This window comes from Bacillus sp. NTK074B (genome assembly GCF_017303375.1).
Lineage (GTDB): Bacteria > Bacillota > Bacilli > Bacillales > Bacillaceae_B > Rossellomorea.
On record NZ_JAFKOH010000007.1, the window covers coordinates 196150 to 220460 of the forward strand.

The 24311-nt window shown below is 41.4% G+C and carries 24 protein-coding genes and 3 pseudogenes; 4 read left to right on the top strand and 23 right to left on the bottom strand.

Annotation, left to right across the window (positions count from 1 at the left end):
• Positions 1 to 92 precede the first annotated feature (92 nt).
• From JI667_RS13830 to JI667_RS13840, 3 genes are all read right to left on the bottom strand, one after another.
• Positions 93 to 734, bottom strand: coding sequence for a lytic transglycosylase domain-containing protein (locus JI667_RS13830; protein WP_206855451.1), 642 nt, complete (start codon positions 732 to 734; stop codon positions 93 to 95).
• 151 nt (positions 735 to 885) lie between these two features.
• Positions 886 to 1011: a YjcZ family sporulation protein gene (locus JI667_RS13835; RefSeq protein WP_106298454.1), complete on the bottom strand. Its 126-nt coding sequence runs from the start codon at positions 1009 to 1011 to the stop codon at positions 886 to 888.
• Between the two features lie 227 nt (positions 1012 to 1238).
• Positions 1239 to 2768, bottom strand: a complete 1530-nt coding sequence (locus JI667_RS13840) for a glycine betaine uptake BCCT transporter (RefSeq protein WP_206855452.1) — start codon at positions 2766 to 2768, stop codon at positions 1239 to 1241.
• A 589-nt stretch (positions 2769 to 3357) separates the two neighbouring features.
• On the opposite strand from JI667_RS13840, the gene JI667_RS22940 reads away from it, so the two are divergent.
• On the top strand, positions 3358 to 3486 hold the full coding sequence (locus JI667_RS22940) for a hypothetical protein (RefSeq protein WP_280515494.1): 129 nt from the start codon (positions 3358 to 3360) through the stop codon (positions 3484 to 3486).
• Positions 3487 to 3553: 67 nt separating this feature from the next.
• Here the strand turns inward: JI667_RS22940 and JI667_RS22945 are convergent, their stop codons facing one another.
• Together JI667_RS22945 and JI667_RS13850 are read right to left on the bottom strand one after the other, a co-directional pair.
• Positions 3554 to 4126 carry a 3D domain-containing protein gene (locus tag JI667_RS22945; protein WP_206855455.1) on the bottom strand — a complete coding sequence of 191 codons (573 nt, stop codon included), beginning with the start codon at positions 4124 to 4126 and terminating at the stop codon, positions 3554 to 3556.
• 264 nt (positions 4127 to 4390) lie between these two features.
• Positions 4391 to 5206, bottom strand: a complete 816-nt coding sequence (locus JI667_RS13850) for a 3D domain-containing protein (protein WP_206855466.1) — start codon at positions 5204 to 5206, stop codon at positions 4391 to 4393.
• Positions 5207 to 5612: 406 nt separating this feature from the next.
• Here JI667_RS13850 and JI667_RS13855 point away from each other — a divergent pair, with 406 nt between their 5' ends.
• A complete protein-coding gene (locus JI667_RS13855) occupies positions 5613 to 5768 on the top strand; it encodes a hypothetical protein (RefSeq protein ID WP_206855607.1) in 156 nt (51 codons plus the stop codon).
• 57 nt (positions 5769 to 5825) lie between these two features.
• Here the strand turns inward: JI667_RS13855 and JI667_RS24035 are convergent, their stop codons facing one another.
• From JI667_RS24035 to JI667_RS13890, 8 genes and pseudogenes are all read right to left on the bottom strand, one after another.
• Complete coding sequence (locus JI667_RS24035) at positions 5826 to 6572, bottom strand: methyl-accepting chemotaxis protein (protein WP_414635243.1); 747 nt, start codon at positions 6570 to 6572, stop codon at positions 5826 to 5828.
• Between the two features lie 12 nt (positions 6573 to 6584).
• Positions 6585 to 7112: pseudogene (locus JI667_RS24040) on the bottom strand (protoglobin domain-containing protein); the annotation flags it as partial.
• 301 nt (positions 7113 to 7413) lie between these two features.
• Positions 7414 to 8157: a type I methionyl aminopeptidase gene (gene map, locus JI667_RS13865; RefSeq protein ID WP_206855493.1), complete on the bottom strand. Its 744-nt coding sequence runs from the start codon at positions 8155 to 8157 to the stop codon at positions 7414 to 7416.
• A gap of 251 nt (positions 8158 to 8408) precedes the next feature.
• On the bottom strand, positions 8409 to 9098 hold the full coding sequence (locus JI667_RS13870; protein ID WP_206855495.1) for an LrgB family protein: 690 nt from the start codon (positions 9096 to 9098) through the stop codon (positions 8409 to 8411).
• Entirely contained in the window at positions 9082 to 9462 is a 381-nt protein-coding gene (locus JI667_RS13875) for a CidA/LrgA family protein (RefSeq protein ID WP_206855497.1), read from the bottom strand. Before JI667_RS13875 ends, JI667_RS13870 begins: the two co-directional genes overlap by 17 nt.
• 137 nt (positions 9463 to 9599) lie before the next feature.
• The gene (locus JI667_RS13880) at positions 9600 to 10253 is read right to left on the bottom strand and encodes a type 1 glutamine amidotransferase domain-containing protein (RefSeq protein ID WP_244668320.1); all 654 of its coding nucleotides are present in this window, start codon (positions 10251 to 10253) and stop codon (positions 9600 to 9602) included.
• 159 nt (positions 10254 to 10412) lie between these two features.
• On the bottom strand, positions 10413 to 12575 hold the full coding sequence (locus JI667_RS13885; RefSeq protein ID WP_206855508.1) for a DNA topoisomerase III: 2163 nt from the start codon (positions 12573 to 12575) through the stop codon (positions 10413 to 10415).
• 149 nt (positions 12576 to 12724) lie between these two features.
• Positions 12725 to 13822 (bottom strand): M24 family metallopeptidase, encoded by a 1098-nt coding sequence (locus tag JI667_RS13890; RefSeq protein ID WP_206855511.1) that lies wholly within the window; start codon positions 13820 to 13822, stop codon positions 12725 to 12727.
• Between the two features lie 257 nt (positions 13823 to 14079).
• On the opposite strand from JI667_RS13890, the gene JI667_RS22725 reads away from it, so the two are divergent.
• The gene (locus JI667_RS22725; protein ID WP_231938044.1) at positions 14080 to 14175 is read left to right on the top strand and encodes a putative holin-like toxin; all 96 of its coding nucleotides are present in this window, start codon (positions 14080 to 14082) and stop codon (positions 14173 to 14175) included.
• Positions 14176 to 14396: 221 nt separating this feature from the next.
• Here JI667_RS22725 and JI667_RS13895 read toward each other — a convergent pair whose 3' ends face one another.
• The 10 genes and pseudogenes from JI667_RS13895 to JI667_RS13935 all read right to left on the bottom strand — a co-directional run bounded on the left by JI667_RS13895 (position 14397) and on the right by JI667_RS13935 (position 23566).
• Entirely contained in the window at positions 14397 to 14840 is a 444-nt protein-coding gene (locus JI667_RS13895; protein ID WP_206855514.1) for a DUF4064 domain-containing protein, read from the bottom strand.
• 34 nt (positions 14841 to 14874) lie between these two features.
• Entirely contained in the window at positions 14875 to 15312 is a 438-nt protein-coding gene (locus JI667_RS13900) for an NUDIX domain-containing protein (RefSeq protein ID WP_206855517.1), read from the bottom strand.
• Between the two features lie 114 nt (positions 15313 to 15426).
• Positions 15427 to 15572: pseudogene (locus JI667_RS24045) on the bottom strand (short-chain dehydrogenase); the annotation flags it as partial.
• A 64-nt stretch (positions 15573 to 15636) separates the two neighbouring features.
• Positions 15637 to 15741: pseudogene (locus JI667_RS13905) on the bottom strand (short-chain dehydrogenase); the annotation flags it as partial.
• A 618-nt stretch (positions 15742 to 16359) separates the two neighbouring features.
• A complete protein-coding gene (locus JI667_RS13910; protein WP_206855523.1) occupies positions 16360 to 18024 on the bottom strand; it encodes a glycerol-3-phosphate dehydrogenase/oxidase in 1665 nt (554 codons plus the stop codon).
• A 168-nt stretch (positions 18025 to 18192) separates the two neighbouring features.
• Positions 18193 to 19683 carry a glycerol kinase GlpK gene (gene glpK / locus JI667_RS13915; protein WP_206855539.1) on the bottom strand — a complete coding sequence of 497 codons (1491 nt, stop codon included), beginning with the start codon at positions 19681 to 19683 and terminating at the stop codon, positions 18193 to 18195.
• A gap of 18 nt (positions 19684 to 19701) precedes the next feature.
• Positions 19702 to 20532, bottom strand: a complete 831-nt coding sequence (locus tag JI667_RS13920; protein WP_206855542.1) for an MIP/aquaporin family protein — start codon at positions 20530 to 20532, stop codon at positions 19702 to 19704.
• Positions 20533 to 20862: 330 nt separating this feature from the next.
• Positions 20863 to 21420 (bottom strand): glycerol-3-phosphate responsive antiterminator, encoded by a 558-nt coding sequence (locus JI667_RS13925; RefSeq protein WP_206855544.1) that lies wholly within the window; start codon positions 21418 to 21420, stop codon positions 20863 to 20865.
• Between the two features lie 461 nt (positions 21421 to 21881).
• On the bottom strand, positions 21882 to 23123 hold the full coding sequence (locus JI667_RS13930) for an aminopeptidase (protein WP_206855558.1): 1242 nt from the start codon (positions 23121 to 23123) through the stop codon (positions 21882 to 21884).
• A gap of 11 nt (positions 23124 to 23134) precedes the next feature.
• Positions 23135 to 23566, bottom strand: a complete 432-nt coding sequence (locus JI667_RS13935; RefSeq protein ID WP_206855562.1) for an HIT family protein — start codon at positions 23564 to 23566, stop codon at positions 23135 to 23137.
• Between the two features lie 122 nt (positions 23567 to 23688).
• Between JI667_RS13935 and JI667_RS13940 the strand changes: the two genes are divergently transcribed.
• Complete coding sequence (locus JI667_RS13940) at positions 23689 to 24192, top strand: GNAT family N-acetyltransferase (protein WP_244668321.1); 504 nt, start codon at positions 23689 to 23691, stop codon at positions 24190 to 24192.
• Positions 24193 to 24311 lie beyond the last annotated feature (119 nt).

Consider the following 24311-nt stretch of genomic DNA (forward strand, 5'->3'; position numbering starts at 1 on the left):
TTATCATACCAATTTATACAGTGGGTGTATAGCAAGCAGGACAATGAAAAAAGAACCGTCTTCAACGAACGGTTCCTTTTTTCATGGCCGGCCTACATAGGCTTTCCAGTTTGTTTTTCATTTTCTTCCACGAAGCGATCGGCATAATATAATACGTCTTCTACATACTGTTCGCTGTGATTATACGCAAAAACGGCTTGTTCAATCTTTCCGTCAGCTGCTCCATTCCGCGCAAGGTAGTTTGCGGCACTGAAAACGGCATCCTCAATTTGAAAAGGATCCGCCTTTCCATCTCCGTTTGCATCGACACCATACCCGCCATATTTATCAATGATGGCAGGATCCGTTTTTTGATCTGAAGGAATATCACCCTTCCCGAGCCCCGTACAGCTCGGGTGGGACCATCCTACAAAGGTACATGGCATGAATTGCATGGGGCCTTCTGCCCCAGCAGGTGAGACGAGAGTCTTCATGGTGGAAAATTTGGTTTCAACCCTATGATGGGCAGCCAACAGATACCAGGGTACACCATATTTATCCTCTGCAGCTTTATAGATGGGCATATACTCTGAAGGTATCTCATCTTTCCCTATTGAGGAGAGATGGTAAGAATGGCCACCAAGATTGACAGCATAATAAATCGCCAAAATGACGATGGGGATAAGGAGTATCCTAAAAGGGGATGATCGTTTTTTCTTACTTGGCCTCTTTTTTCTAGCCTTATTTTTTGTCATTGTGAAGTCGATCCTTTACAAGATGATGGGTGCACCTTGTATTTTAATAGAAGTTGACCATTGTGACAATCCATTTATGTATAAAGAAATGCCCCAGGAAGCGGTTTTCATCAGTAGCTTCCCGGGGCAACGAACCATTATCTATTTATTATTAACAAACAAACGCTGCTCCAACGATAATTAAAAGGATGAATAGAACTACGATTAACGCGAAACCACCAGCGTAGCCACCACCACCGCAGCCGTATCCATATCCAGGGTATCCATATCCATACATCATCAGTCACCTCCAGTTATCTTACTACGATATTAATGTATGAAGTGGACAAGATGTAGGTTAATAAAATCATCAACCACTACCCGGTCCCACTTAACCATTTGGATGGATAGCGCATGAATAAAGGGTTTCTGTTGTTTTGGAAAATAAAAAATGAGTAAAACGTCTAGCTGCAACAAATGTAGGTGAAGAAAAAACGCCTGGCAGCTGCCAGGCGTTTTGGTCTTTTATATTTGTTCTTTAGGTTCCTTCGGTTTTCTAGGCTTCGGTTTAATGTATAAGCCCAGTTCCTTTTTCTCTTGATTCAGTGATTTATACAGGGAAACCATCATGAGTGCCATAATCACTGAGAACGGCAGCGCTGCGACAATCAATGCATTCTGTAAAGCCTGTAATCCACCACTGTAAAGTAATATCAATGCCACTGTAGACTGTGCAAGTCCCCACGTTAATTTAACATAGTTTGGTGGTGTTAACGAACCGTAAGTCGTTTGCATTCCTAACACAAATGTAGCTGAATCAGCTGATGTGATAAAGAATGTACCAATAAGGGTAATGGCTATTACAGAAAGGATGGTTGACCATTCAAGTCCGTTAAAAACGGCGAACAGAACTTCTTCTGTCTTAAGATCAGAAAGAGCCGCACCGGCTTGTTGTACTTCAATGGCAGAAGTACCGAAAGTAGCGAACCATATAAAGCTGACAAGGGCAGGTAGCAGAAGTACTCCTATCAAGAATTCGCGAATGGTTCTTCCTCTTGAAACACGTGCGATGAAGATGCCGACGAATGGTGACCAGGAAATCCACCAAGCCCAGTAGAAAATGGTCCATCCATTGATCCATGAACGATGCTCTTCGTTTAATGGCGCAATCCTGAAACTCATTGCGGCGATATTTTGAATATAAGCACCGATAGTATCCGTAAACATATTCAAGATCAATAATGTAGGTCCAATGAAGAACAGTAGTACAAGAAGTGCTATGGCCAAAACCATATTGGTATTGGATAAGTACTTAATTCCTTTACTTAATCCTGACCAGGCTGAAATCATAAATAAGACGGTTACAATACCGATAATGATTGCTTGGACTGTAAAGTTATTCGGAATACCAAGCAGGTAGGAAAGCCCACCATTAATTTGTGCTGCTCCGAATCCTAAAGTTGTTGCAACCCCTACGACCGTGGCGAATACGGCAAGGACATCGATGACCGTTCCCAGTGGTCCATTCACTTTGTCTCCAAAGATAGGCTTCAACGTAGCGGAGATTAATCCCGGTTCATCTTTACGGAATTTATAATAGGCAAGTGCTAATGCAACAATCGCATAAATCCCCCATGCATGAATGCCCCAGTGAAAGAAAGTATAGCGCATCGATTCTTTAATTGCCTGGTCGGTTCCCCCTTCAGCCATTGGAGGGGTCATATAGTGAGACAGCGGTTCCGCTGCCCCCCAGAATACTAAACCAATTCCCATTCCTGCACTAAATAACATGGCAAACCATGTTCCTTTTGTGTATTCAGGTTTTTCATCAGGTTTACCTAAACGGATCGTTCCCATGGGACTAAAGATTAAGAACACACAGAAGATGACGATCACTGTAACTAAAATAAGATAATACCAACCGAAAGTTGAAGTGATGAATGTTTGCATATTTGCTGTTACGGTTTCAAACGATTTAGGTGCCAATGCTCCATATGCTACGGCAGCAGCAACCAGTAATACGGTAATCCAGAAAACATTTGATATTCTCTTCATAAAATTCTCCTTTCCATATTCTAAGGTTTTTTAGCTCTTTTCTTAGTGATGGGAATTACAGTGGGATTCGAGTTGTTTATTTTTAGGTGATATGTACACCTACTGTATTCGGACCCATCATGTCGAAAGAGTCTCAGTTAATGCCGATGGGAAAATGTGCATTCTGAGGATGAGGGAATGATTACTTATTACCTATTCCCTTGTCACTCTCTTATAAAACCAACATTTGTTACCCTATCAGAAAGAAGTTTAACTATGCAAGTGAAAACCATTATTATTTTTAATAGTCTTTGTCATTTTTTTGTTTTCATTCCTTTTCTTTTATAAGATTTCTTCTGATTGAGCGCCCCCCGTAATAAAATGATTATATGGAAATGAAATCGTTTTAGTAATGAACCTTGATAATGATGAATTCCCAATGCTAAATGCTCTCTTATACCTTGTCTAATATGAAGTAAATAAAAATGTATGAACCCTCTTTAACATAAGTACTGATTAAATGAATTGGAAATTCTGGATTCGTTTTTAAAGGCTAAACAGGAGCGTCTGGGAGAAACTAATCAAGAAGTTAAATTAAGGAGGGAAATAGATGAAAAATAAAAATTCATCACAGCATGAAGCAGCAAAAAAATTGGCTCAGAAACAGATGGGCGAGGAAATCGAGTTGAAATCCGTAGCTCCATCCGCAAGACAGGGAAAATTGCCGGAGAAGGATTAATTCTATATGCTCCTCTACTAAGTATGAATACAAATAAGAAAGGACGCCAATACCGGCGTCCTTGTACTTATTCTTTTATGATTTTTACTTTTACATCTCTGACTCCATATTGAAGCGCATCTTTTTCTTTTTCCATATAAATATCAATGCGGTTACCTTTAATTGCTCCACCTGTATCTTCGGCCCGTGCATAACCGTATCCTTCAATATATACCCTAGAGCCAAGTGGTATGACGCTTGGGTCTACCGCAATCACTCTGGCATCAGGGTTCTTGATTAAATCTATCCCTGTCTTGGTGATGCCGATACAACCTTCACAATGGGCCGTATAAGCCGTTGCTGTGATGTTTAGTTCCTTGACAACATCAGCTTCCTTTTCATCAGTTGTTTTGGCTGCTTTTACCGCTTGTTTTCCTTGTGTTTCATCATTCACAGGATATCCTTCTTCTAACAATTGTTTGCGAGTTCCAACCTCATCGATCGAAACATGATATCGATTAGCGATTTCCCAAAGGATATCGCCTTCTTCTATATTGTGATAGTCATTGATAGCCGTCTCATCGCTCTCTGCAGAAGCAGATGCAACTCCGATTGAAAGAAAAACTGTGAAGGAAAAAATGGAAAATAATACTTTTTTCATCTTGTTAAATTCCTCCTTTTGTGATTGGTAATGAAACCAACAGTTGAAATGGTAACATAGACTTACCTCAGCTACATAACAGACTGTTTATAAACCAATAACAATTAGATGACAGGCGTGTAATATTTTTTCTTTTCTGTCGATTGGAACGCGATCTGTGGTAGTTTTATTCTTTGAAGGGAAATATTGCAGGCTAATAATGAGGTTGTGGGAAGGAACACAAAAAAACCACTGAGATGAACTCTCAGTGGTTTTTGATATCTATTATTTTGTTTCAAGAATTTTTACATTTACAGTTTTTCTACCAAAGTCAACTGCTTGATCTTTAGAAGGAAGGAACACGTCAATCCGGTTGCCTTTAATAGCTCCGCCAGTATCTTCTGCAGTCGCATATCCGTATCCTTCAACATACACTTTTGATCCGAGCGGTATGACGTTCGGGTCTACTGCAATTACTTTAGCATCAGGGTTTTCTTTTAAATTTAAGCCGGTTGCCGTTGTACCCGAGCAACCTTCACAGTCAGCTGTATATGCAGTTGCTTCTACAGAGATTTCTTTTACTGCTTGTTCTTCGGTTGCAGGTGCTGCTTGAGCAGGCTGAGCTTCCTCAGCTGCAGGAGCTGCTTTCGCTTCAGCTTCTGGAGCTACTTCTGCTTTTTGTTCTGGAGCAGGCGCTGAGGCTGTCTCAGAAGTATTTACAGCAGCTGAAGTTGTTCTATCGTCTAAGTTAACGACTAATTCTTGTCCTGGGACAATAATGTCACTTTCCAATGCATTCCAGCCAATGAGGCTGTCCACTGAAATTCCATATAGGGAAGAGATTCCCCATAGTGTATCACCTTTTTTGACTGTATAGTATTCTTTTGAAGATACTTGGAGTTCCTGGTCAGGATAGATTACGTGTGAACCTAAATTGTTCCATGTCATAAGTTGATCAACGGATGTTCCATACTCTTGTGCCAGTCCCCAAAGGGTGTCGCCTTTTTTTACTTCTATGTTTTGTGCTGAAGCGCTAGCTCCACCAGAAACTGCAAGAGTTGTAAATGCAGCCACAGAAATAATCGATTTTTTTAGTTTCATAGAAAAATTCCTCCTTATGTAGCTAGCGGTTTATTTATTTTTGCTAACAGGGAAAATACTAACATAGTAAAATCTCATTTCAATAACAGGAACTTTAATATCGTGCGTCAAGAATATTTCACTACTGTAATAGTAAGCGATTTCTTGTATAAACTATTATGTAAAGGAATACTATGGAAAATAAAAAGGAGAAATATAGATATAAAGGATGTATTTGGTTACGTGTAGATGGCAAACGACAATATGTTTCAATTAGGAATTGGAATTATACTGACGGTAAGAAAGCCTTAAATAGTTCGTAAAGGTAAAGTATAATTAGGCTGACTGTGTCGATTTTTCTTAACATGCAGATAGATTCCCTCTATACTATAGAAAGAAACATGATTTGTATTGGAGGAAAAGAACATTGGAAAAACCGGAAGAAATGGTGGTACTTTATAAAGATGATCCCGATCAGCATAGTGGTCGTTGCGAATGTGGAAACAATATATTTAAATCCAGAGTGTTGGATGGAAAGTTTTATCGAAAGTGTCAAGAGTGTGGAAAAACAAAAATCGTATAAACAGGCGTTAGAAACCAAAAGGGAAACCGCAAAAAATTACGGTTTCCCTTTTGGTTTCTATTTGTTCATCTTTTGAATGATGGTGGATGCGAATTGAACCAATTCATCCGTTGTATGGTTGATTTTCCTGATTGCTTCAACTATATGATTTAACTCCCATTGGTTTCGTTTAAACATATCCATATAGTTTTCCATTTCCATTTGAACCGTCATGATCCCGCTTTGGACATTCAAGATTTCCTTGCGTGAGTTTTCTGTTAGGTCAGTCATGTTGAGTACACGGTTTGAAACAACCCCGATTTGCTTATTGCTTTCGTTCACAAGCTTATGAATGGATGTGCTCAATTCTTTTGAATCTTCCGCAAGCTTCCTTACCTCTGATGCAACGACTGCAAATCCCCTTCCCTCATTTCCTGCACGGGCTGCCTCGATAGATGCATTCAATGCCAGAAGATTGGTTTGCTCTGCAATTTGTTGGATTGAGTTAGAAAGGGGTGTGATTTGTTCGGCTATATTCTTAACTCCTTGGATTTCTCTGAGAAGGGTTTCGATTTGTTCTGTGATAGCCCCAAAGCTGTCAATCATATGATCTGTTTGATCTTTATTCATTTTAGATAGCTGAAGGAGATTTTTACTGCTTTTTTCAGTATTTTCCGATTCTGCACGTATTCTTTCGGCTTTTACAGCTGTATCATTCAGGCTTTGTTCCGTTTGACTCAGAGATGAACCGAGTTCTGTATTCATGTTGAGCATTTCCAATTGAAGGGTTTGGTTTTCTTGATGCAGTTTTTCAAGTTCGTCCATGCGGCTCTGAATGTAATATTCTGAGACGATGCTCGCATCTAAATGGATACCGTGATCAATCGCAATAAGTACAGAGGCGAGTTTGGAAGGGTCATTTTGATATAATTCCACAATTCTTGGAATTAACAGGTGTTGAATCGTGGTGTAAGTGGAAATAAACCAATCGATTGTAACCCCATTACGATTATGGGTTTTTCCCATTCGTTCTCTCATGGCAAAATACTCATCGTCCAGCTTCCCTGAGAATAATGATTTGAAGTAGTCATGAAAGACGGCCTTTAATCGTTCCCTGCTTGAATGATTCACAGCAATTTCAACTAAACTGGGATGCTTGTACAGGTGATCTAGGACAGTATCGAGGATAGTGTCCGATAATTGGTCGTAAATCGGGAGGATTTCATTCAATTCCTGTAAGTGGTGCTCTTGAAACTGCATATAATGAAGTCTTTCATTCAGTTTCTTGTCTTTGAGGACTATGGTATTTGATTCGCGAACCACAATCGGTTCTGTCTTAGGTTTTCTAGAGAATAGTACAACCATTAAGGGGTTCCTCCGATAATATTGTTATTTTTTGGTGAGTATGTATAAATTTTGTACAACATCAATATCTTTACTTTACCCCAACTTATTTCCTATGACAATCATTTTATCCGAAAAATATAAAAAACTCTCTATACCTTGATACTATTGGAGATTTTTAGCATATATAAGCGTAACGAAAGGTAAGAAATGATTGTGCATATCCTTCTCGTTACTCATTTATGCACCAGTAGTTGTACAAAACATATACATAAAGGGACGGACCTTGATTCCTAGGAATCAAGGTCCGTCCCTTTATGATTTATTCAGTTATGATGATAGGTTCGTTTTGGGTGATGATGATGGTATGTTCGATTTGGGCAACGTGGCTGTTGTCAGGTGTGATATAAGTCCAACCGTCGCCTTTCTCCACTACGTTTTGGGCTTTAGTAGAGATGAATGGTTCAAATGCAATGACCATTCCTTCCTTTAATAGGGCGTTATCCCAAGGGTCGAAATAATTCAGGATATGATCCGGTTTCTCATGCAGAGAACGGCCGATCCCATGGCCGGTCAAATTCATGATAACTGTATATCCGTTTTTCCTTGCTTCGTTATTCACGGCTTTTCCAATACCATTTTGTTTTGAACCGGCTCTCGCCTTTTTAAGTCCCGCTTGAAAAGATTTTAATGCAGCATCACATAAATCCGTCAATTTAGGATCGCCTTCCCCTGCAACGAATGAAATGCCTGTATCTGCATAATATCCATTTTTTGAACCTGAGACATCTATATTGACAAGATCCCCGGTATTTATGACCCTATCACCGGGAATGCCGTGGGCAACTTCTTCATTAACACTAATGCATGTAAATCCAGGGAAGTCATATTCTCCATTGGGTCCGGAGACAGCCCCATTTTCCTCAAACATTCTTCCCGCAACCTTGTCGAGTTCCTTCGTCGTTACACCAGGTTTTGTCTGGGCGCGTAATTCATCCCGTATACTGGCGACAATACGCCCGATTTCTTTTAATGCCTGTAGATCTTCATCAGTTTTGACAATCATAATATCTTCCTTCTCTAATTGAATTTCCTTCTCTTACTATACAGAAAGATCCTCCATTTTTAAAGGGAAAGCCCCTGTTGTGTTGAGTAAATACAAAATTGAGCACCATTCATCTTTTGAATCTATTGGTTGATCAGGTTTCAGTCTTTCCATTTTTTCATTTAAATAATATTCCATTTCCATCCCGTAAATAACATATTTATTAAAATCGTAAACCCTGATTGATGGGGGGGATATTTTTTAAAGTACTTCTACAAAAGCAGAATAAAAAGGAAAGGAATGACAAAGGACATGATGGTTGCAGTCAATGCCATAGCAGCACCGCTTACGGCCCCTTCTCTCTCTCCTTCTTTGATAGCCTGGGCTGTACCGACCCCGTGGGAAATGACCCCGAATGGCAACCCTTTTGCAATAGGGTTCTTGATTTCCATCCATTTCAGGATCGTCGGTATGATCATTGCTCCTAACATCCCTGTAACTATTACAACCGTTGGGATGACCTCGATCTTTGCCCCGATGGTATATCCGATATCCACCGCCACCGGGGTTGTAATCGTCTTAATTAATAAGGAACGGTTCCAGTCTGTTGGGATGTCAAACCACAAGCTGAGGCAATAGGACACAAACATGGATAATCCGCTTCCCGTCAGAATGCCTATGAGGATAGGCTGAATATTTCTCGTGAGTAAATGTCGATGCTGATATAGGGGATATGCCAGGGCCACTGTCGCAGGACCAAGTAAATAAGTGATGAAGGAAGTGTCATGTGCGTATTGTTTGTATGGGATATCCAGTGCAAGTAAAGTAATCACCATCCCGATTGTACTTAAGAAGATGGGGATCGTTAATGGGCTTGTCCAACGTTTGTAAACCTTCACCCCCAAGAAAAAATAGAGCAGTGTAAGGCCAATCGCAATTAATGGATTAATGAGACCTGTCATGAATCTTATTCTCCTTCCATCTAATGAAACGATCTGTTGAAACAGAAGTGGCCAAGAAGCCTATCAGTCCACTGGCAACTAGAATAATGATCAGTTTCCATCCAAATTCAATGAAGTAGGGTCCTAGAACGATGGCGCTAACAGATAGCGGCAGGAAAAAGAAGGAAAAATGTTGTAAGAAGAAACTGGCACCGTCCATTAATAAACGTTCATTCATTAATCCTGTTGATAATAAGAGAAATAATAATAGCATCCCGATGATGCTCCCGGGTATGGGTAAGTGAAAAATGTTCGTCAACCACCTGCCTGTTTCGTAAAATAGACAAAGAATAGACACTTGTATGATGACCCGAATCGCTTGCATATGTCTCCCCTTTCCAATACATTCTTCTCCCAATTTTATCATATACGAAGATTCATTAGAGGATATTGTCGAGGAGAAAACAAAAAGAGCATGGATCTCAAGATCCATGCTCTTTCATCACAGAATTGAATGGTAGTTTACAACACTTTTACGAACGCTTCCGCTGCTGACTGACTGGATTGTGGATTTTGGCCAGTCACGAATTTACCGTCGGTGATCACATGATTGCTCCATGCATCTGATTTTTCAAATTGAGCTCCCTGCTCCCTCAATTTTGTTTCCAACAAGAAAGGCATCAAAGAGTCGAGCCCCGTTTGCTGCTCTTCTTCGTTCGTGAATGCTGTTAAGCTTTTTCCCTCGACCAGCCATTTACCATTTGATAATTTTGTTCCGACAAATCCTGCCGGACCATGGCATACAGAACCAATCGCTTTATCATTTTCGGCAAAATGGGCAAGTGCTTTCTGAAGCTCAGGACTTTCAGGCAGGTCAAACATGGTTCCATGTCCGCCAGGCAGGAAAATGCCGGAATACTCATTCACATTTAACTGGGAAAGGACTAAGGTTTGATCCAGTTCCTTCGAGACCCCTTTCCATTTTTCCACTTGTTCATCATCAAGGCTGTTCGGGTCCAATGGGATGCGACCACCTTTCAAGCTTGCTACATCCACACTAAAGCCCTGATTCGTAAATTCTTCATATGGTTCAGCGAACTCAGATAACCAAAGACCTGTTTCGTGTTCATCGTCAATTTTACTTTCATTGGTTAAGACCATTAATATCTTTTTCAATATACACCCTCCATTTTAAAGTACTGATTTTCTATCACTCTATTGTTTTAACCAATTCACACAAAAATAAACTTATTCTAATAGGAATTCTCACACCTGTTGGGAAAAAGGAACAGAAAAACGGCTCTAAGTGAATGAAGCCGTATACTTCTATCCTGATTAATCTACATCAAATTGAAATTGAATCTTTTTTTGATGGGAGTCCCAGCTAAGGTATGCCGAGAATTCTTTCTCCCCTTTTTTGAATCCGTCTATGCGATCAGATTTTCCATTAGTTAATACCTTTTTGACCATTTTCTGAGTGATTCTCTTTGATAGGATGGTTTTGGAAATGGTAAAGCTGCACTTTGTACTTTGATAATTGGAGCAGCCGTAAAACTTCCCTTTATCAATCACTTTCCCACCACATTTCAAGCAATTGCCGACACTCGTTTTGGAATGGCCTTTGCCTTTTCTTCCTTTCGTTCGTTGGATGGAATCTGTATCGAGATCCTCGAACTTCCATGTTCGAGATTCCTCGAGGGCGTTCTGAACCAGGCGTGAACTCAATTTTTTCACCTTTTCCATAAACTCAGGGGCTGAGGCTTTGCCTGTTCCAATTTCCTGAAGACGCTGTTCCCATTTTGCCGTCATTTCTGCAGATGCTAACACATTCTGCCCTATGGCCCTTATGAGTACCTTTGCTTTATCAGTGGGGAACACGATATTTTTCTGAATGTCGATGTACTTCCGATCCTTCAACATTGTGATGATTCCTGCCCGCGTAGCTTCCGTGCCCAGTCCCTCGGTTTGTTTCAACACTTTCTCCAGCTCATCATTTTCCATATACTTTCCTGCAGTCTTCATTAAGGTGATAAGTTGTCCTTCTGTGTATCGTTTGGGGGGCTGTGTTTTGCCTTCCTTTGTATGGAGGCTGTTCACCACACCTTTATTCTGTTCTTTTACAGGTGGCAGGAGTGGTTCATCTTCTTTCTCAGTTTGGATTAGGACCTTTCGCCAGCCTTCCTGGAGGATCTGCTTACCCTTGGAAATGAACTCAGCCCTTCCATCAACGGTTGTAATGATGGTTGTATAATTTATGATGGCTTTATCGTGATGTGCTGCAATAAAACGTCTTACGACCACATCATAAATCTTCGTTTCATCCTCTGATAAGGATTTTGGGTCTGTTACTTGCTCAGTCGGAATGATGGCGTAGTGATCTGAAACCTTCGCATCGTTTACAAACCGCTTATTGTTCAGTAAGCTTCCTTGGGGAGTTGGGATCCATTGATTGTAAGGACTGTATTCTTTCAGTTTAGTCAAAATTTCAGGAAAGCTTTCAGCTTCGCCTCTTGTTACATATTGGGAATCAGATCTTGGATAGGATACGATCCCTTTTTGGTAAAGCTTCTGCAGCACATCCAGTGTTTTCTTAGGTGAAAACTTATACATTTTATTGATTGTTGCCTGAAGGGCTGAAAGATTGAACAGTAAGGGGGGTGAGAACTCTTTCTTTTCTATATTCATCTTACTTACCACAGCGGGCTTATCCTGACAGAAAGAAGCAATCTTCCCGGCAAGCTCCTGGGATTGAATCCGGCTTTCCCCATCTTTTTGCCATATCCCATCATAGGTATACCCGCCGATTTGAAAGTTTGCTTTCACTTCCCAAAAGGGTTCACTCTTAAATCGATCAATTTCTTCATCCCTTCTCACGATCAAAGCAAGTGTCGGGGTCTGAACCCTCCCTGCAGAGAATACATCTGACATCCCCTGCTGTTTGAGGAGAATACTGTACACCCTCGAAGCATTCATCCCTACCAGCCAATCGGCACAGGCGCGTGAATAGGCTTCAAAATAAAGGCTTCTCATCTCCCTTTCTTCCCGTAAACTTTCGAAACCTTGAATGATGGCTTTCTCGGTAAGGGAAGAAATCCATAACCTTTTCATAGGTTTCTGAACCTTGGACATGGAGATGATATTCCGGATGATCAATTCCCCTTCACGACCAGCATCCCCTGCATGAATGATCTCTGTGACTTCCCTTTTTCTCAGAAGGTCTTTAATGACGGCGAATTGTTTCGCTTTAGACCTCTGCAACTCATATTGAAATCTAATAGGAATGATCGGAAGGTCTTCAAGTGACCATTTCTTCCATTTGCTTTCATAATTCTCTGGTGCTTGAAGCTGAAAAAGATGTCCTACTGCCCACGTGATATAAGCACCTTCAGGGAACACATCGGTTGGATGGATTTCAATGTATCCTTGTCGTTTCCTATGGGGAAAAGGCTTGGCAAGGGTTGCTCCTTGGTCGGGTTTTTCAGCGATTACGACTTTCATATCATTCTCCTGTTCCTTTTTTTGATTCTTTTATTATAGCATTTTTTAGAACTCTTGTTCTATAAAATAGGGGGATTGAGTATGAAGTCATACAACCCTTAGAAATCATTAAAAGAAGGCTGACTCTCATTCGTCAGCCTTCTTCGTATTTATTCGATAATTTGTAGTTCTTTTGGATAATTGGTTAAGGTGACGTAGCCGTCCTTTGTGATGAGAACGTCATCTTCAATTCGCACACCGCCGATTTCAGGTACATATATACCAGGTTCGATCGTGTAGGTCATCCCTTCTTTCAATATGCCGTCATTTAAATGACTCATGGAAGGGAACTCATGGACATTAATTCCTAATCCATGACCGATACGATGGGGGAAGTAATCTCCGTAACCTGCATCAGTGATGATATCACGGGCAGTTTGATCCAGGTCTCCAATTCGATTTCCGGGCTTACTCGCTTCTAAAGAGGCAAGCTCTGCTTTCAGGACTGTGTCGTAGATTTCCTTTTGTTTATCCGATACGGATTTAAAGGCAACCGTTCGGGTGATGTCTGAAGTGTATCCTTCAAGAACAACCCCAAGATCAAACAGAACAAGATCTCCTGCTCTTAACTTTCGATCCCCCGGGTTTCCGTGAGGGTCCCCAGCCTTTTCACCGAAAAGAACCATTGTTGAAAATGACATTTCACGAATGCCTTTTTTCTTCAGTTCATACTCAATCTTAGCAAGGACCTCCATCTCTGTTACGCCTTCCTGAAGGGTACTTACACCTACTTCTACCCCGAAGTCAGCCATTTCAGCAGCACGGCGCATGATTTCGATCTCGTTTTCATCTTTTACTAATCGCATCTGGTTTAATTTGTCTTCGGCATTCACGATTTTCGGTGAATCAAAGATGCTTAGGAACGCTTGACTGCGGCCGTAGGTTACAACCTCGTTCTCGAAAGCAACCCTGCTTCCCGCTACGCTTCTTGATTGAATGGCTTCTTTTATGAATTCCCAAGGGTTTTCATGATCAGAGTAGCCAATTACTTCATGGCTCCACCCAGCATCTTTAATTTGACGTACTTCCATTCCTGGTAAGACAACAAATGGTTCGGCATTCGGGAATACGAATAGTCCCATTAATCGCTCATGTGGATCAGTGTGGAAATTCGTTAAGTAGAATACATTTTCAGTTGAATTGATAAATGCTGCGTCGATTTTTTCTTCTTTTAACCAATTTTTCAGTTGTTCTATACGTTGTTTCATACTATATTCCTCCTTGAGTTATCGTGATGTTATGTAGTCGTTTCGTATGAGCATATCTATGCTAACATATTTCAGTGGAAGTTTGAAATGCCTTGTTCCTCGGAGGGAATTCAAAGTTGTTGTTTCTTTTTTTGCCGAGGGAAGCTTTTCCTACCTCTTGCCTATAAAGCACGGAGAGTGATTGTGATATAATTTTCAGTATACAGTGAATGTAGGGTGGGAGTGGCCACTTCCTTGTAAAGGAGGTGGTGCTTATAGTGACAACGTACGAGGCGTTAACGCTGATGATTACCTTTGGCTCTTTAATTGTCTCCATCATTGCCATAGTTATTTCGAATGACAATAAGAAATAACCCCACCCTCATGAAGCGCCTGAACTTTGAAGGGTAGAGTTATATTCCTTTCTCTATTGGGCCACTGCTTTCCTTGCAGTTTGCTGTGTAGCAGGAGACGCTGGTTGCCGCCAGTGTCTCTTGTTTTTTCGTTTCATTATCTCTTCTTATAAGATAATATAAAACCGGTTGGAAAGCAAGATGAGTACAAACCGGTACCAAAAAAGATCTGGAGCAGTTTATTAATAAACCGGGTCTGTCTTCTTAGGTTTGCGTACGAACGCCATAATGCCTGCGATCAAGAACAGGAGGCCCGGAATAAATCCGAAACCGAGGGTGCCTAAACCTATGACTAGTGCTGCTATGATAAACATGATACCGGATAGAACGGGCTTTCTATTCTTAACAATTGTAAAGACAGCAATGATTCCGATGATGGCTGCAATGATGCCCAATATGACCAGGTAAGATCCCATTGATTCAGCTGCTTCCATAATGGAATTCATATCTCCTGCTGACATCCCCGATTCCTGAAGATTCGGATCACTTTCCATTCCCTCTTCAATTTGAGACATTACTTCGGGGCTGTTCATCCCCATATTCAACACAATTCCAATGATGGAAAATAGGGCGGATAATACAATCCCTATTACTCCCATGATGACTTCTCCAGTACGTTTTACCATTCTAATCTCTCCTTAATGTGTTGGTTTATATAGTCTACTTAGCTAAAACATCTTTATTCCCCGTCGCGCTTTGCTTTTTATACATATATGCTTCAAGGATTGATTCATCTTCAGGAAAGCACAGGGGTAGATTCTTTAACTCGGATAGTGAAATCCAATCGATTTTATGTATTAATTGATCTGGGTCATGAAGAGTTGGTTTCCCTCCGACAATCTCTGATTCATAATAATGAATCTTTGTCTTAATGCTTCCCTCATTTCCCCATTTTGTATAGAGGTGTCCTCCAACTTCCACCTCGTAGCCGGTTTCTTCCCACACTTCACGCTTACAGCATTCCCGTAAGGTTTCCTCTGGTTCAAGTCCTCCTGATGGAATAGACCACCGCTTCTCCTCGTTTTCTTTTCCCTGTAATACCATCAATAAACGGCCTTCCTTCATACAAAGAGCCGATGCCCCCATCCAGTCGTACATCCTTTCACCTCGTTTCACGTGTAAAAGATACTATCTCCCTTAGCATATTCGCCTTTTTGAAAAATTTCTCCTTCCTGTGGATAAAATTCTTTATATTCAGACTTATAGACAGTTCTGGCTTCTCATATAGGAAAGGACAAGTGAGTCATACTCATAACACCGATTTCATTCGTCTCGAATTGTTCCCTGTATTCTACGACGCTTATCTCTTCGGCAAATCCCCTGGCTGCATATCCCGCATTACTCACTAAGAGGGCCACAATACGGATGAAAGGTTCTACACTTAAGCTCTTAGCTTGAGCAATTCTCTCTTTTATAAGGATACCTCATCGTCGCAATTACCGTAAACCCAATCTGAGCACGTTCCAAGGTTGTCAGTAATCCGAAGCCGCTGTTGAATCCAGTCACTCCGGCTATTTTTTCCCCCACGCGTACTCTCTCTTTTTGCTACCAGTATAACAAATTTATAATCGTCACTTTAAGGGTATTCTTAAGAAAACAAAAAAAAGGCTGGCTTCATCCCATTGAAGCCAGCCTTTAGACAAGGAGTCGTGTCAATATCTATTATAAATTTAAATCTTTAGCGGCTCTTTTACAACTGTCACCAGATGTGGTGAGTGGGTGTCTAAAGAAATGAACGGTAGGCTTTAGGCAATTTCAGCTCCCTTTCGTAAGTTTCTATAATTGTAAGCATAATTTTATTTAGCACGTATTGATATAACGAATCTCCCTGCATTCGAATAGAAATTAAGACTCGAAACAAATAAACGATCCTCAAATGTTTCAATTTTGATGTAATAGTCCTTTTGGGGCAAGTTCACTCGTTTGAATTCAATATTTCTTCGATAAGTAAAGTAGTCAGCTCCCAACGCTTTTCTGTTACCGTAGACAATAAATGGTTCATTATTCAGGAAGCCGCTTCAGACAGTTGGTTGAAAGTATAGTCCAATTGTTCCAGTTCGATACATAGAGTTATATCCTCATTCTACCAATTTGGAGGGGGAAAAGTGAATAAGAAAAAACGGCAGAATTTCTGCCGTTTTTTTCTTATTCCTGTAAATCAACTGGTATCACCGCATTTTTCAATTCATTATTTAAATCTGCGGTATATTTTGCTTTCTGCTCATCATTCCAATTCAATAACTTCGACATGATTTCGATGACAGGTTCTTTCCACTTTTCTACCCACTCACGATCGAAGAATAATGCCCCTGTTCGTCGAATGAAGAAATCCACAGGTGTGGCTGCCATTTCTTCCTGGATGGCATAAATAAGTTGGGCGTATAAATAAGGAGGTACGGACATTTCATCAGTAGTGCCACTATAAGCATGAGCCAATTTGAAGAGCTGATCCACGTTTGAACCGTACATGCCGGCAAGTTTTCTGCCCTCTTCCTCAGTTAAACCATAATGAAGGGCTTCTCCTGCTTTTTGATCAATGAAGGATGGGAAGTTCTTGGATCCTCCGAAATGTCCGCCTGAAATCGGCATATGCTTCGTTGAAGAAGCCGGGAACTTTTGTTTATTCTCTTCTTTTAATCTTTTAGAAACAAGGTCAACGACATGTTCCCCCATCTTCCGGTAACCTGTCAATTTACCTCCTGCAATGGTAATGAGGCCGCTTTCCGCTTCCCAAACTTCATCTTTCCGGGAAATTTCTGAAGGGTCTTTGCCTTTTTCGAATATCAGTGGACGAACACCTGCCCAGCTGGATTCAACATCCTCTTTCCCGACTGATACGTCAGGGAACATGAAGTGAATGGCGTTCAATATATAATCCCTGTCTTCCGATGTCATATGGGGAGATGCTTTCTCCGAGTCAAAGAATGTGTCAGTAGTCCCTACATATGCCTTCCCGTCACGGGGAATCGCAAAAACCATGCGTCCATCGGGGGTATCGAAATAAACAGCCTGGTGAAGAGGGAATTTGCTCTGATCAATGACAAGATGAACCCCCTTGGTCAGACGAAGCTGTTTGTTATTGGTACTGTAATCCTTTCCACGGACATCATCCACCCATGGTCCTGCTGCATTGACGATTTTAGATCCACGGATTTGAATCTCTTCCCCAGTAACGAGGTCTTCTGCTTCAATTCCCACAACTTTCTTATTGTCATAGAGGAAACGTTGGGATTTGGTATAGTTTAAGACCGTGGCCCCATGAGCGACTGCCTCTTTCATGACTTCGATCGTTAAACGGGCATCATCGGTACGATACTCAACGTAGTAGCCGCCGCCTTTCAAGCCGTCCTTTTTGACGAGGGGCTCTTTCGACAACGTTTCCGAGACAGAGAGCATGGACCGTCTTTCGCTTCTCTTTACACCGGCAAGGTAGTCATATACCTTCAATCCAATTGAAGTACTGAATTTGCCAAATGACCCTCCTTTATGAAGAGGTAGCAGCATCCATTCGGGAGTGGTGACATGTGGTCCATTTTCGTAAACAATTTCACGTTCTTTCCCTACTTCTGCCACCATTTTTACTTCGAATTGTTTTAAATACCGTAATCCTCCATGCACCAATTTGGTTGAACGGCTGGACGTTCCCGCTGCGAAATCCTGCATTTCGACGAGGGCAACCTTCATTCCGCGTTTGGATGCATCGAGAGCGATCCCAGCTCCCGTAATTCCTCCACCGATTACGATCAGGTCGAAATGGTTCTCGGACAATGTATGTTTTACTTCTCTTCTTGCAGTACTTGAAAATGTCATGGTTTAAGTTCCTCCTAGGGATTATTGAAATCGTTTATACTTTACTGTTTATCCATAAAAAAAGAGACCGAAACAAACATCATGACTGTAATGTGCCATAATGTATGCTCGGTCTCTCTAAGTCTCTAACCGTTTATTAACTTGTAACCATTATATCATAGGATTCTATTATTTGAAAGCCATAGCTGCATTTACTGCTTTCTTCCATCCGTCATACAATTCTTGCTGAGTGTGCGTGTCCATTTCAGGTTCGAATTGTTTATCTTTATTCCACTGCTTGGAAATTTCTTCGCGGTCTTTCCAGAAACCGACGGCAAGTCCTGCAAGGTAGGCAGCACCAAGAGCGGTCGTTTCATTGACTACTGGGCGTTCGACTGGTACGGATAATAGATCGCTCTGGAATTGCATTAAGAAATCATTCTTGACAGCCCCCCCATCAACTCTGAGTTTCTTGAGGGAAATCCCGGAATCTGCTTCCATCGCTGTCAACACATCTTTTGTTTGGTAAGCAAGTGATTCGAGAGTCGCTCTTACAAAATGTTCTTTTGAAGTCCCTCGTGTCAGTCCGAAAACAGCCCCTCGTACGTCACTATCCCAATAGGGAGTCCCCAGTCCTACAAATGCTGGAACGACATAGACCCCATCAGTTGAGTCCACTTTCTCTGCGTAATCCTGACTATCCTTTGCATCTTTCAGCATGCGCAATCCATCGCGAAGCCATTGGATGGCAGAACCGGCTACGAATATGCTTCCTTCAAGAGCATATTCTACCTTTCCGTCGATTCCCCATGCAAGAGTCGTTAATAGGCCATTATCAGATTTCACAGCCTTCTCACCAGTGTTCATCAGCATGAAACATCCTGTACCGTACGTGTTCTTGGCCATACCCTTCTCATAACATGCCTGTCCAAATAACGCAGCCTGCTGGTCTCCTGCGGCACCCGCAATCGGAATCTCCCTTCCAAAGAAATGATACGGAACCGTTTTTCCGTACACTTCTGAAGAGGGACGGACCTCTGGAAGCATGTTTGCCGGTACTCCAAGAATATCAAGGATCTCTTCATCCCATTTCAATTCATGGATATTGTACATTAAGGTGCGGGAAGCGTTGGAATAATCCGTCACGTGTGCGGTTCCTCCTGACATTTTCCAGATCAGCCAGGTGTCGATCGTTCCAAACAGTAACTTGCCTGCTTCCGCTTTTTCTTTTACCCCTTCAACATTATCCAGGATCCATTTTACCTTTGTACCGGAGAAATACGCATCAATCAATAATCCAGTTTTATCACGAAAGGTTTCGTTCAATCCTTTTGATTTTAATTCTTCACAGATCCCGGCTGTTTGACGGGACTGCCACACAATCGCATTGTAAACAGGATCACCGGTCTCTTTATCCCATACTACAGTCGTTTCACGTTGATTTGTTATACCGATTGCCTCAATCTGATCAGGTTTTACACTGGATTCAGATAAAACGCTTGCAATAACAGCCAGGATAGACCCCCAAATTTCATTTGCGCTGTGTTCCACCCAGCCCGGTTTAGGGAAATACTGTGTAAACTCTTTTTGTGCGGTATGAACGATTTCCCCTTTTTTATTGAAAAGAATCGCTCTTGAGCTTGTTGTTCCTTGATCCAAAGATAAGATGAATGTTTCCATTGAAAACCCCTCCAAATATTAATTTTCAGTTGATAATTGATGTACTTTTTTCGCTAAACTGGTCTTTCTGTCACTTGCATAAGCAAGTCCAAGCACGGCAAATGTGATGATCAGAACGATCCAGAAGCTAGCAGTGACTTGTCCAATGAAGATCGCTTTATAAAATACTCCACCTAATGATCCCCCAAGGGCTGGTCCGACTACCGGAATCCATGAATATCCCCAGTTTGATGGTCCTTTTCCTGGAATGGGAAGTAGAAAGTGTGCAATGCGCGGTCCAAGATCACGGGCAGGATTAATGGCGTAGCCGGTTGTCCCACCAAGTGAGATCCCAATCGCGATAATAAGGAAACCGACAATAAATGGATTTAATCCGTCTGTAAAGGTATTCGCCCCTATAGATAATAATCCTACTACTAACACAAAAGTTCCAATGATTTCACTCAATAAATTTGAAAAATAATGTGGAATGGCAGGACCTGTAGCAAAAACGCCTAATTTAACTCCTGGATCCTTTGTTGCGTGCCAATGCGGCAGAAAGTGTAAATATGTGATGGATGCCCCTATAATCGCCCCGATCATTTGAGCAAGGATGTATTTCGGAACATCAGTCCATGGGAAATCCCCGTTAAAAGCAAGTCCCAGTGTGACAGCCGGATTTAAGTGAGCGCCGCTGAACTGCCCGACAGCATATACACTCATGGCAACACCTAATCCCCATCCAAATGTGATGACGATCCACCCGGCGTTATAAGCAAATGACTTCTTCAAATTCACATTGGCACAAACCCCGGCACCGAATATAATCAGCATCGCTGTACCAACCACTTCTCCTAAAAATGCATTCATGTAACATCCCTCGTTTCGATTGATATAGTCCTGTTTAAAGCGATATCTAAAAAATATGTCCGCGGCATTTGTGACGAATCGCATCCAAGTGCATCGAATACAGTTTCGAGGCTTTTAAGCTCGTTTACCCTATAATTACAGAATATAATCGCATTAATTACCTTGGAAGTTAAAAACAGAACCTGTTGGATTGTAAAACAAAAAGACTCACGGAATATGCCCAATGGTACAGGCACTTCACGTGAGTCTCTTCGTCTCTTTCACAATGTATTAACTTGTGCATTATGTTACTCCATAATGAAAGCGGTGTCAATGGGTTTTCATTATTTTTTACCTGTCAAAATGTTTCCACAGGATTCGGTTCGAAGTTGTGATTGCCGTAGCACCTGCATCAAGAGCAGCTTTCACTTCTTCCACCGTGTCAATCAGACCACCTGCAAAGATAGGTTTACCAGTTTTTTCTCCGATCTCTTTAATGATCTTAGGGACGACTCCGGGAAGTACTTCGATGAAATCCGGATCCGTCTTCTGAATCAATTCGATGCTTCGATTCATGGCGCTGGAATCAATGACAAACATTCTCTGTGTGGCAAAGACCCCTTTTTGCCTTGCTTTTTTTATGACGTTCCCTTTAGTGGAAATGATGCCATAAGGCTTGATCTCCTGACAAACATATTCCGCTGCATATTCATCACTCGCCAGACCATGCATGAGATCCAGGTGTAAAAACATTTTGCGATTCTCTTTACGGGCAAATTCAAATACGCTTTTCAGCATTCCGACATGAAGATCGAGAAATACCCCGTATTCGAAAGAGGTTTCGAGCATTTTATCAAAATCTTTCATGGATCGTATGGCTGGCAGAATCTTTTGACCTTCAAAACTCACTTTCTTCCACTCCTTAGTACATATTCTACGTATGGTTTTCACAAGGAGAAATTATACCATAGTTACATTGGCATGGTTTCAAAGTTGTATAAATTGATTTTACCACAATATGTAAATGGTGGTGAACTAAACTGGTATGACCAACTTTTTGGATTTTGGCAAAAGGAGAACCTTTATGGGACGTTCTCCCAGGAGGACGGAATTAGAGTAAAACCAACGTTTACCTTTCCAATAAGAGAACTAATCCTGATCACCCTTTTAGAATCTTGATCTTATATTATTGCTCCTGTTTTAAATTTATCAATCCCCATGTCATTTTATTAATCCTCATCTTAAACAATCAATCCACCTTGTTTTGCGTGTCCTCACAAAAAATGAATCTGAAAGAACGTACTTTTATAGTGAATTCTTTCAAACTACAAATCGATCGTGTCCATATTTTTCTATTTCACCTTACCGTCTTAAAAGGCCCAATTCCCATTCCTAAAGATAGGAATCTTTCTTCCATCACGGCAAACACCATCAATATCCATGCTTTCTGAACCAATCATAAAGTCTTCATGTACTACACTTTCATTGAGTCCTCTTTCCTCACGCTCTTCATCCGATAAGATGTTCCCATCCTTAATGCAAGTAGGGTAAGAAGATCCGATCGCTAAATGATTTGATGCATTCTCATCAAATAAAGTATTGAAAAAAAGAACACCTGAATTTGAGATCGGTGATTGATGTGGAACCAGAGCCACTTCACCCAGGTAGGCTGCGCCTTCATCGGTCTCAATTAATTTCTTTAGGATCTCTTCCCCTGCTTCAGCCGACACTTCAGTAATTTTCCCGTCAGCAAAAGTAAGGGTGAAGCCCTCAATCACATTTCCGTTATAGGCCAGGGGTTTGGTGCTGGTGACCGTTCCATTCACCCCTGTTCTCACAGGGACAGTATACACCTCTTCAGTCGGCATATTCGCTATGAAATTGGTACCCAGAGGTGTCTTGCTTGCACCTGTAAGCCAAATATGGTCCTCATGCAGATCGATTGAAAGGTCCGTCCCTCTATCAGTATAGTGAAGGCTGCGGAGACTCAGGGAATTGAGTTGCGTCGCTTTATCGGAGAGGGCTTGGATATGGGATTTCCAAGCGGTAATGGGATCCGGACGGTCGATTCGAACCGATGTGAATATCCTTTCCCACAGACTTGGGACTCTATCAGGCTGCGGTAGTTCGGGAAATACTTTATCAGCCCATTTCTCGGAAGGGATGGCGACGATCGACCAGCTGATTTCGTCCTTTTCGATCGCTTCATAAAACCGATCTAGTGCATCTCCACTGGCTTTCTCATAATTAAGGATTCGGTCAGGTTCGATTCCTTTTAGGAGATCTGGGTCATTAGCTTCTATTTGCAGAAACGCTCCTTTAACGTCCACCACCCATTCATGCGCAGCAGCAAGCCAGCTTGGATATTCATAGAAGACATCTTCCGGCGCCATTTCATAATGGGTTCTCATAATCTCCTCATCGTACCATTGGACATGTACATTTCTTGCCCCGGCAAGATAGGCTTCTTTCACAACGATACGTACAAAATTTTCTGTTCCTAGCGGCGCAGAGATCCAAACGGGTTGATCTGCCTGTACGTTCAGCCCGACTTTGATGGCAAGCTCGGCATATTTTTTTACTTTATCTTGAAAGTCTTTATGTAGGGTCATTCTGAATTCTCCTATTCCAGTATTCGATTGATGTGGCTTTTCATTTTTTTTACGGTTTCTTCCAATGTTTCGAATGGTTCTTCGATCTCAGCATTTCCAAAGAATAAATCACCAAATCGGTCTGCTTCTTCATTTCGTGGTATGACATGCATATGATAATGAGTCAATTCATTGTAGATGCCCCCATTCTGGCAGATTGTCACTCCATATGGATGGTATAAGGCATGAATGGCTGTCGTCACGAGTTGTGATGCCTTCATGATCGAGAGGCTCACTTCTAGCTCCATTTCGATTACCTCCACCCTATGTTTCTTAGGAAGGATCAGTGTATGACCCGGGTGATGTGGAGCATGATCCAACAAGCAGGTGACATGCTCATCTTCGTAAACGATGTATACTTTCTCTTCCCCATTGGCAAGCTTGCAGCCAAGGCAATCGTTCATGAGAGTTCCTCCGATCGTCATTATTTTAAAGGTATTTTCTTTATGGATGTCGAATCCTGTTGAATAAAGAATATAATAGTTTCCTTTATCATATCATGTAATGGAAGGAAGGTCAGAAAATATTGGAAATCATATTATTAAACGAAACTCATGCTGAGGATTATTGGAACCTTAGGCTTGAAATGCTGAAACAGAACCCTGAAAGCTTTGGCAGCAGTTATGCAGAAGCGATAAATCATAAGCACCCAATCAAGAATGCAGCTGAAAGACTTTCACATGATGGGAACTGCACGTTTGGCTGCTTCTCAGGGAATCAATTGGTAGGGGCAGTGACAATGGTGCGGGAAAAAGGGATAAAAATGAATCATAAAGCATCCATCTACGCTATGTATGTGAACCTTTCACACAGAGGACAAGGTGTAGGCAGAGGATTGATGGAATCGGCCGTAAACCGTGCCAGGAAAACAAATGGAATTGAACAGCTTTTGATCACAGTGGTTACAACAAATGAAACAGCAAGGGGTCTTTACCATTCGTGCGGCTTTAAGCCCTACGGAACGGAAAAAAGAGCATTGAAATATAATGGAGAATATTATGATGAAGAGTTAATGGTTTTGTTTTTGTAGTCTTCCGAATATTCATTACTAACAAGACTTTTATTTTAAAAGAAGGCTGTTTTCGTAAACATTGTTGCTTTTGGATGTAGCGAGTGGCTGTTGATTGCAGCGAGTGGTGCTCGCTTTCC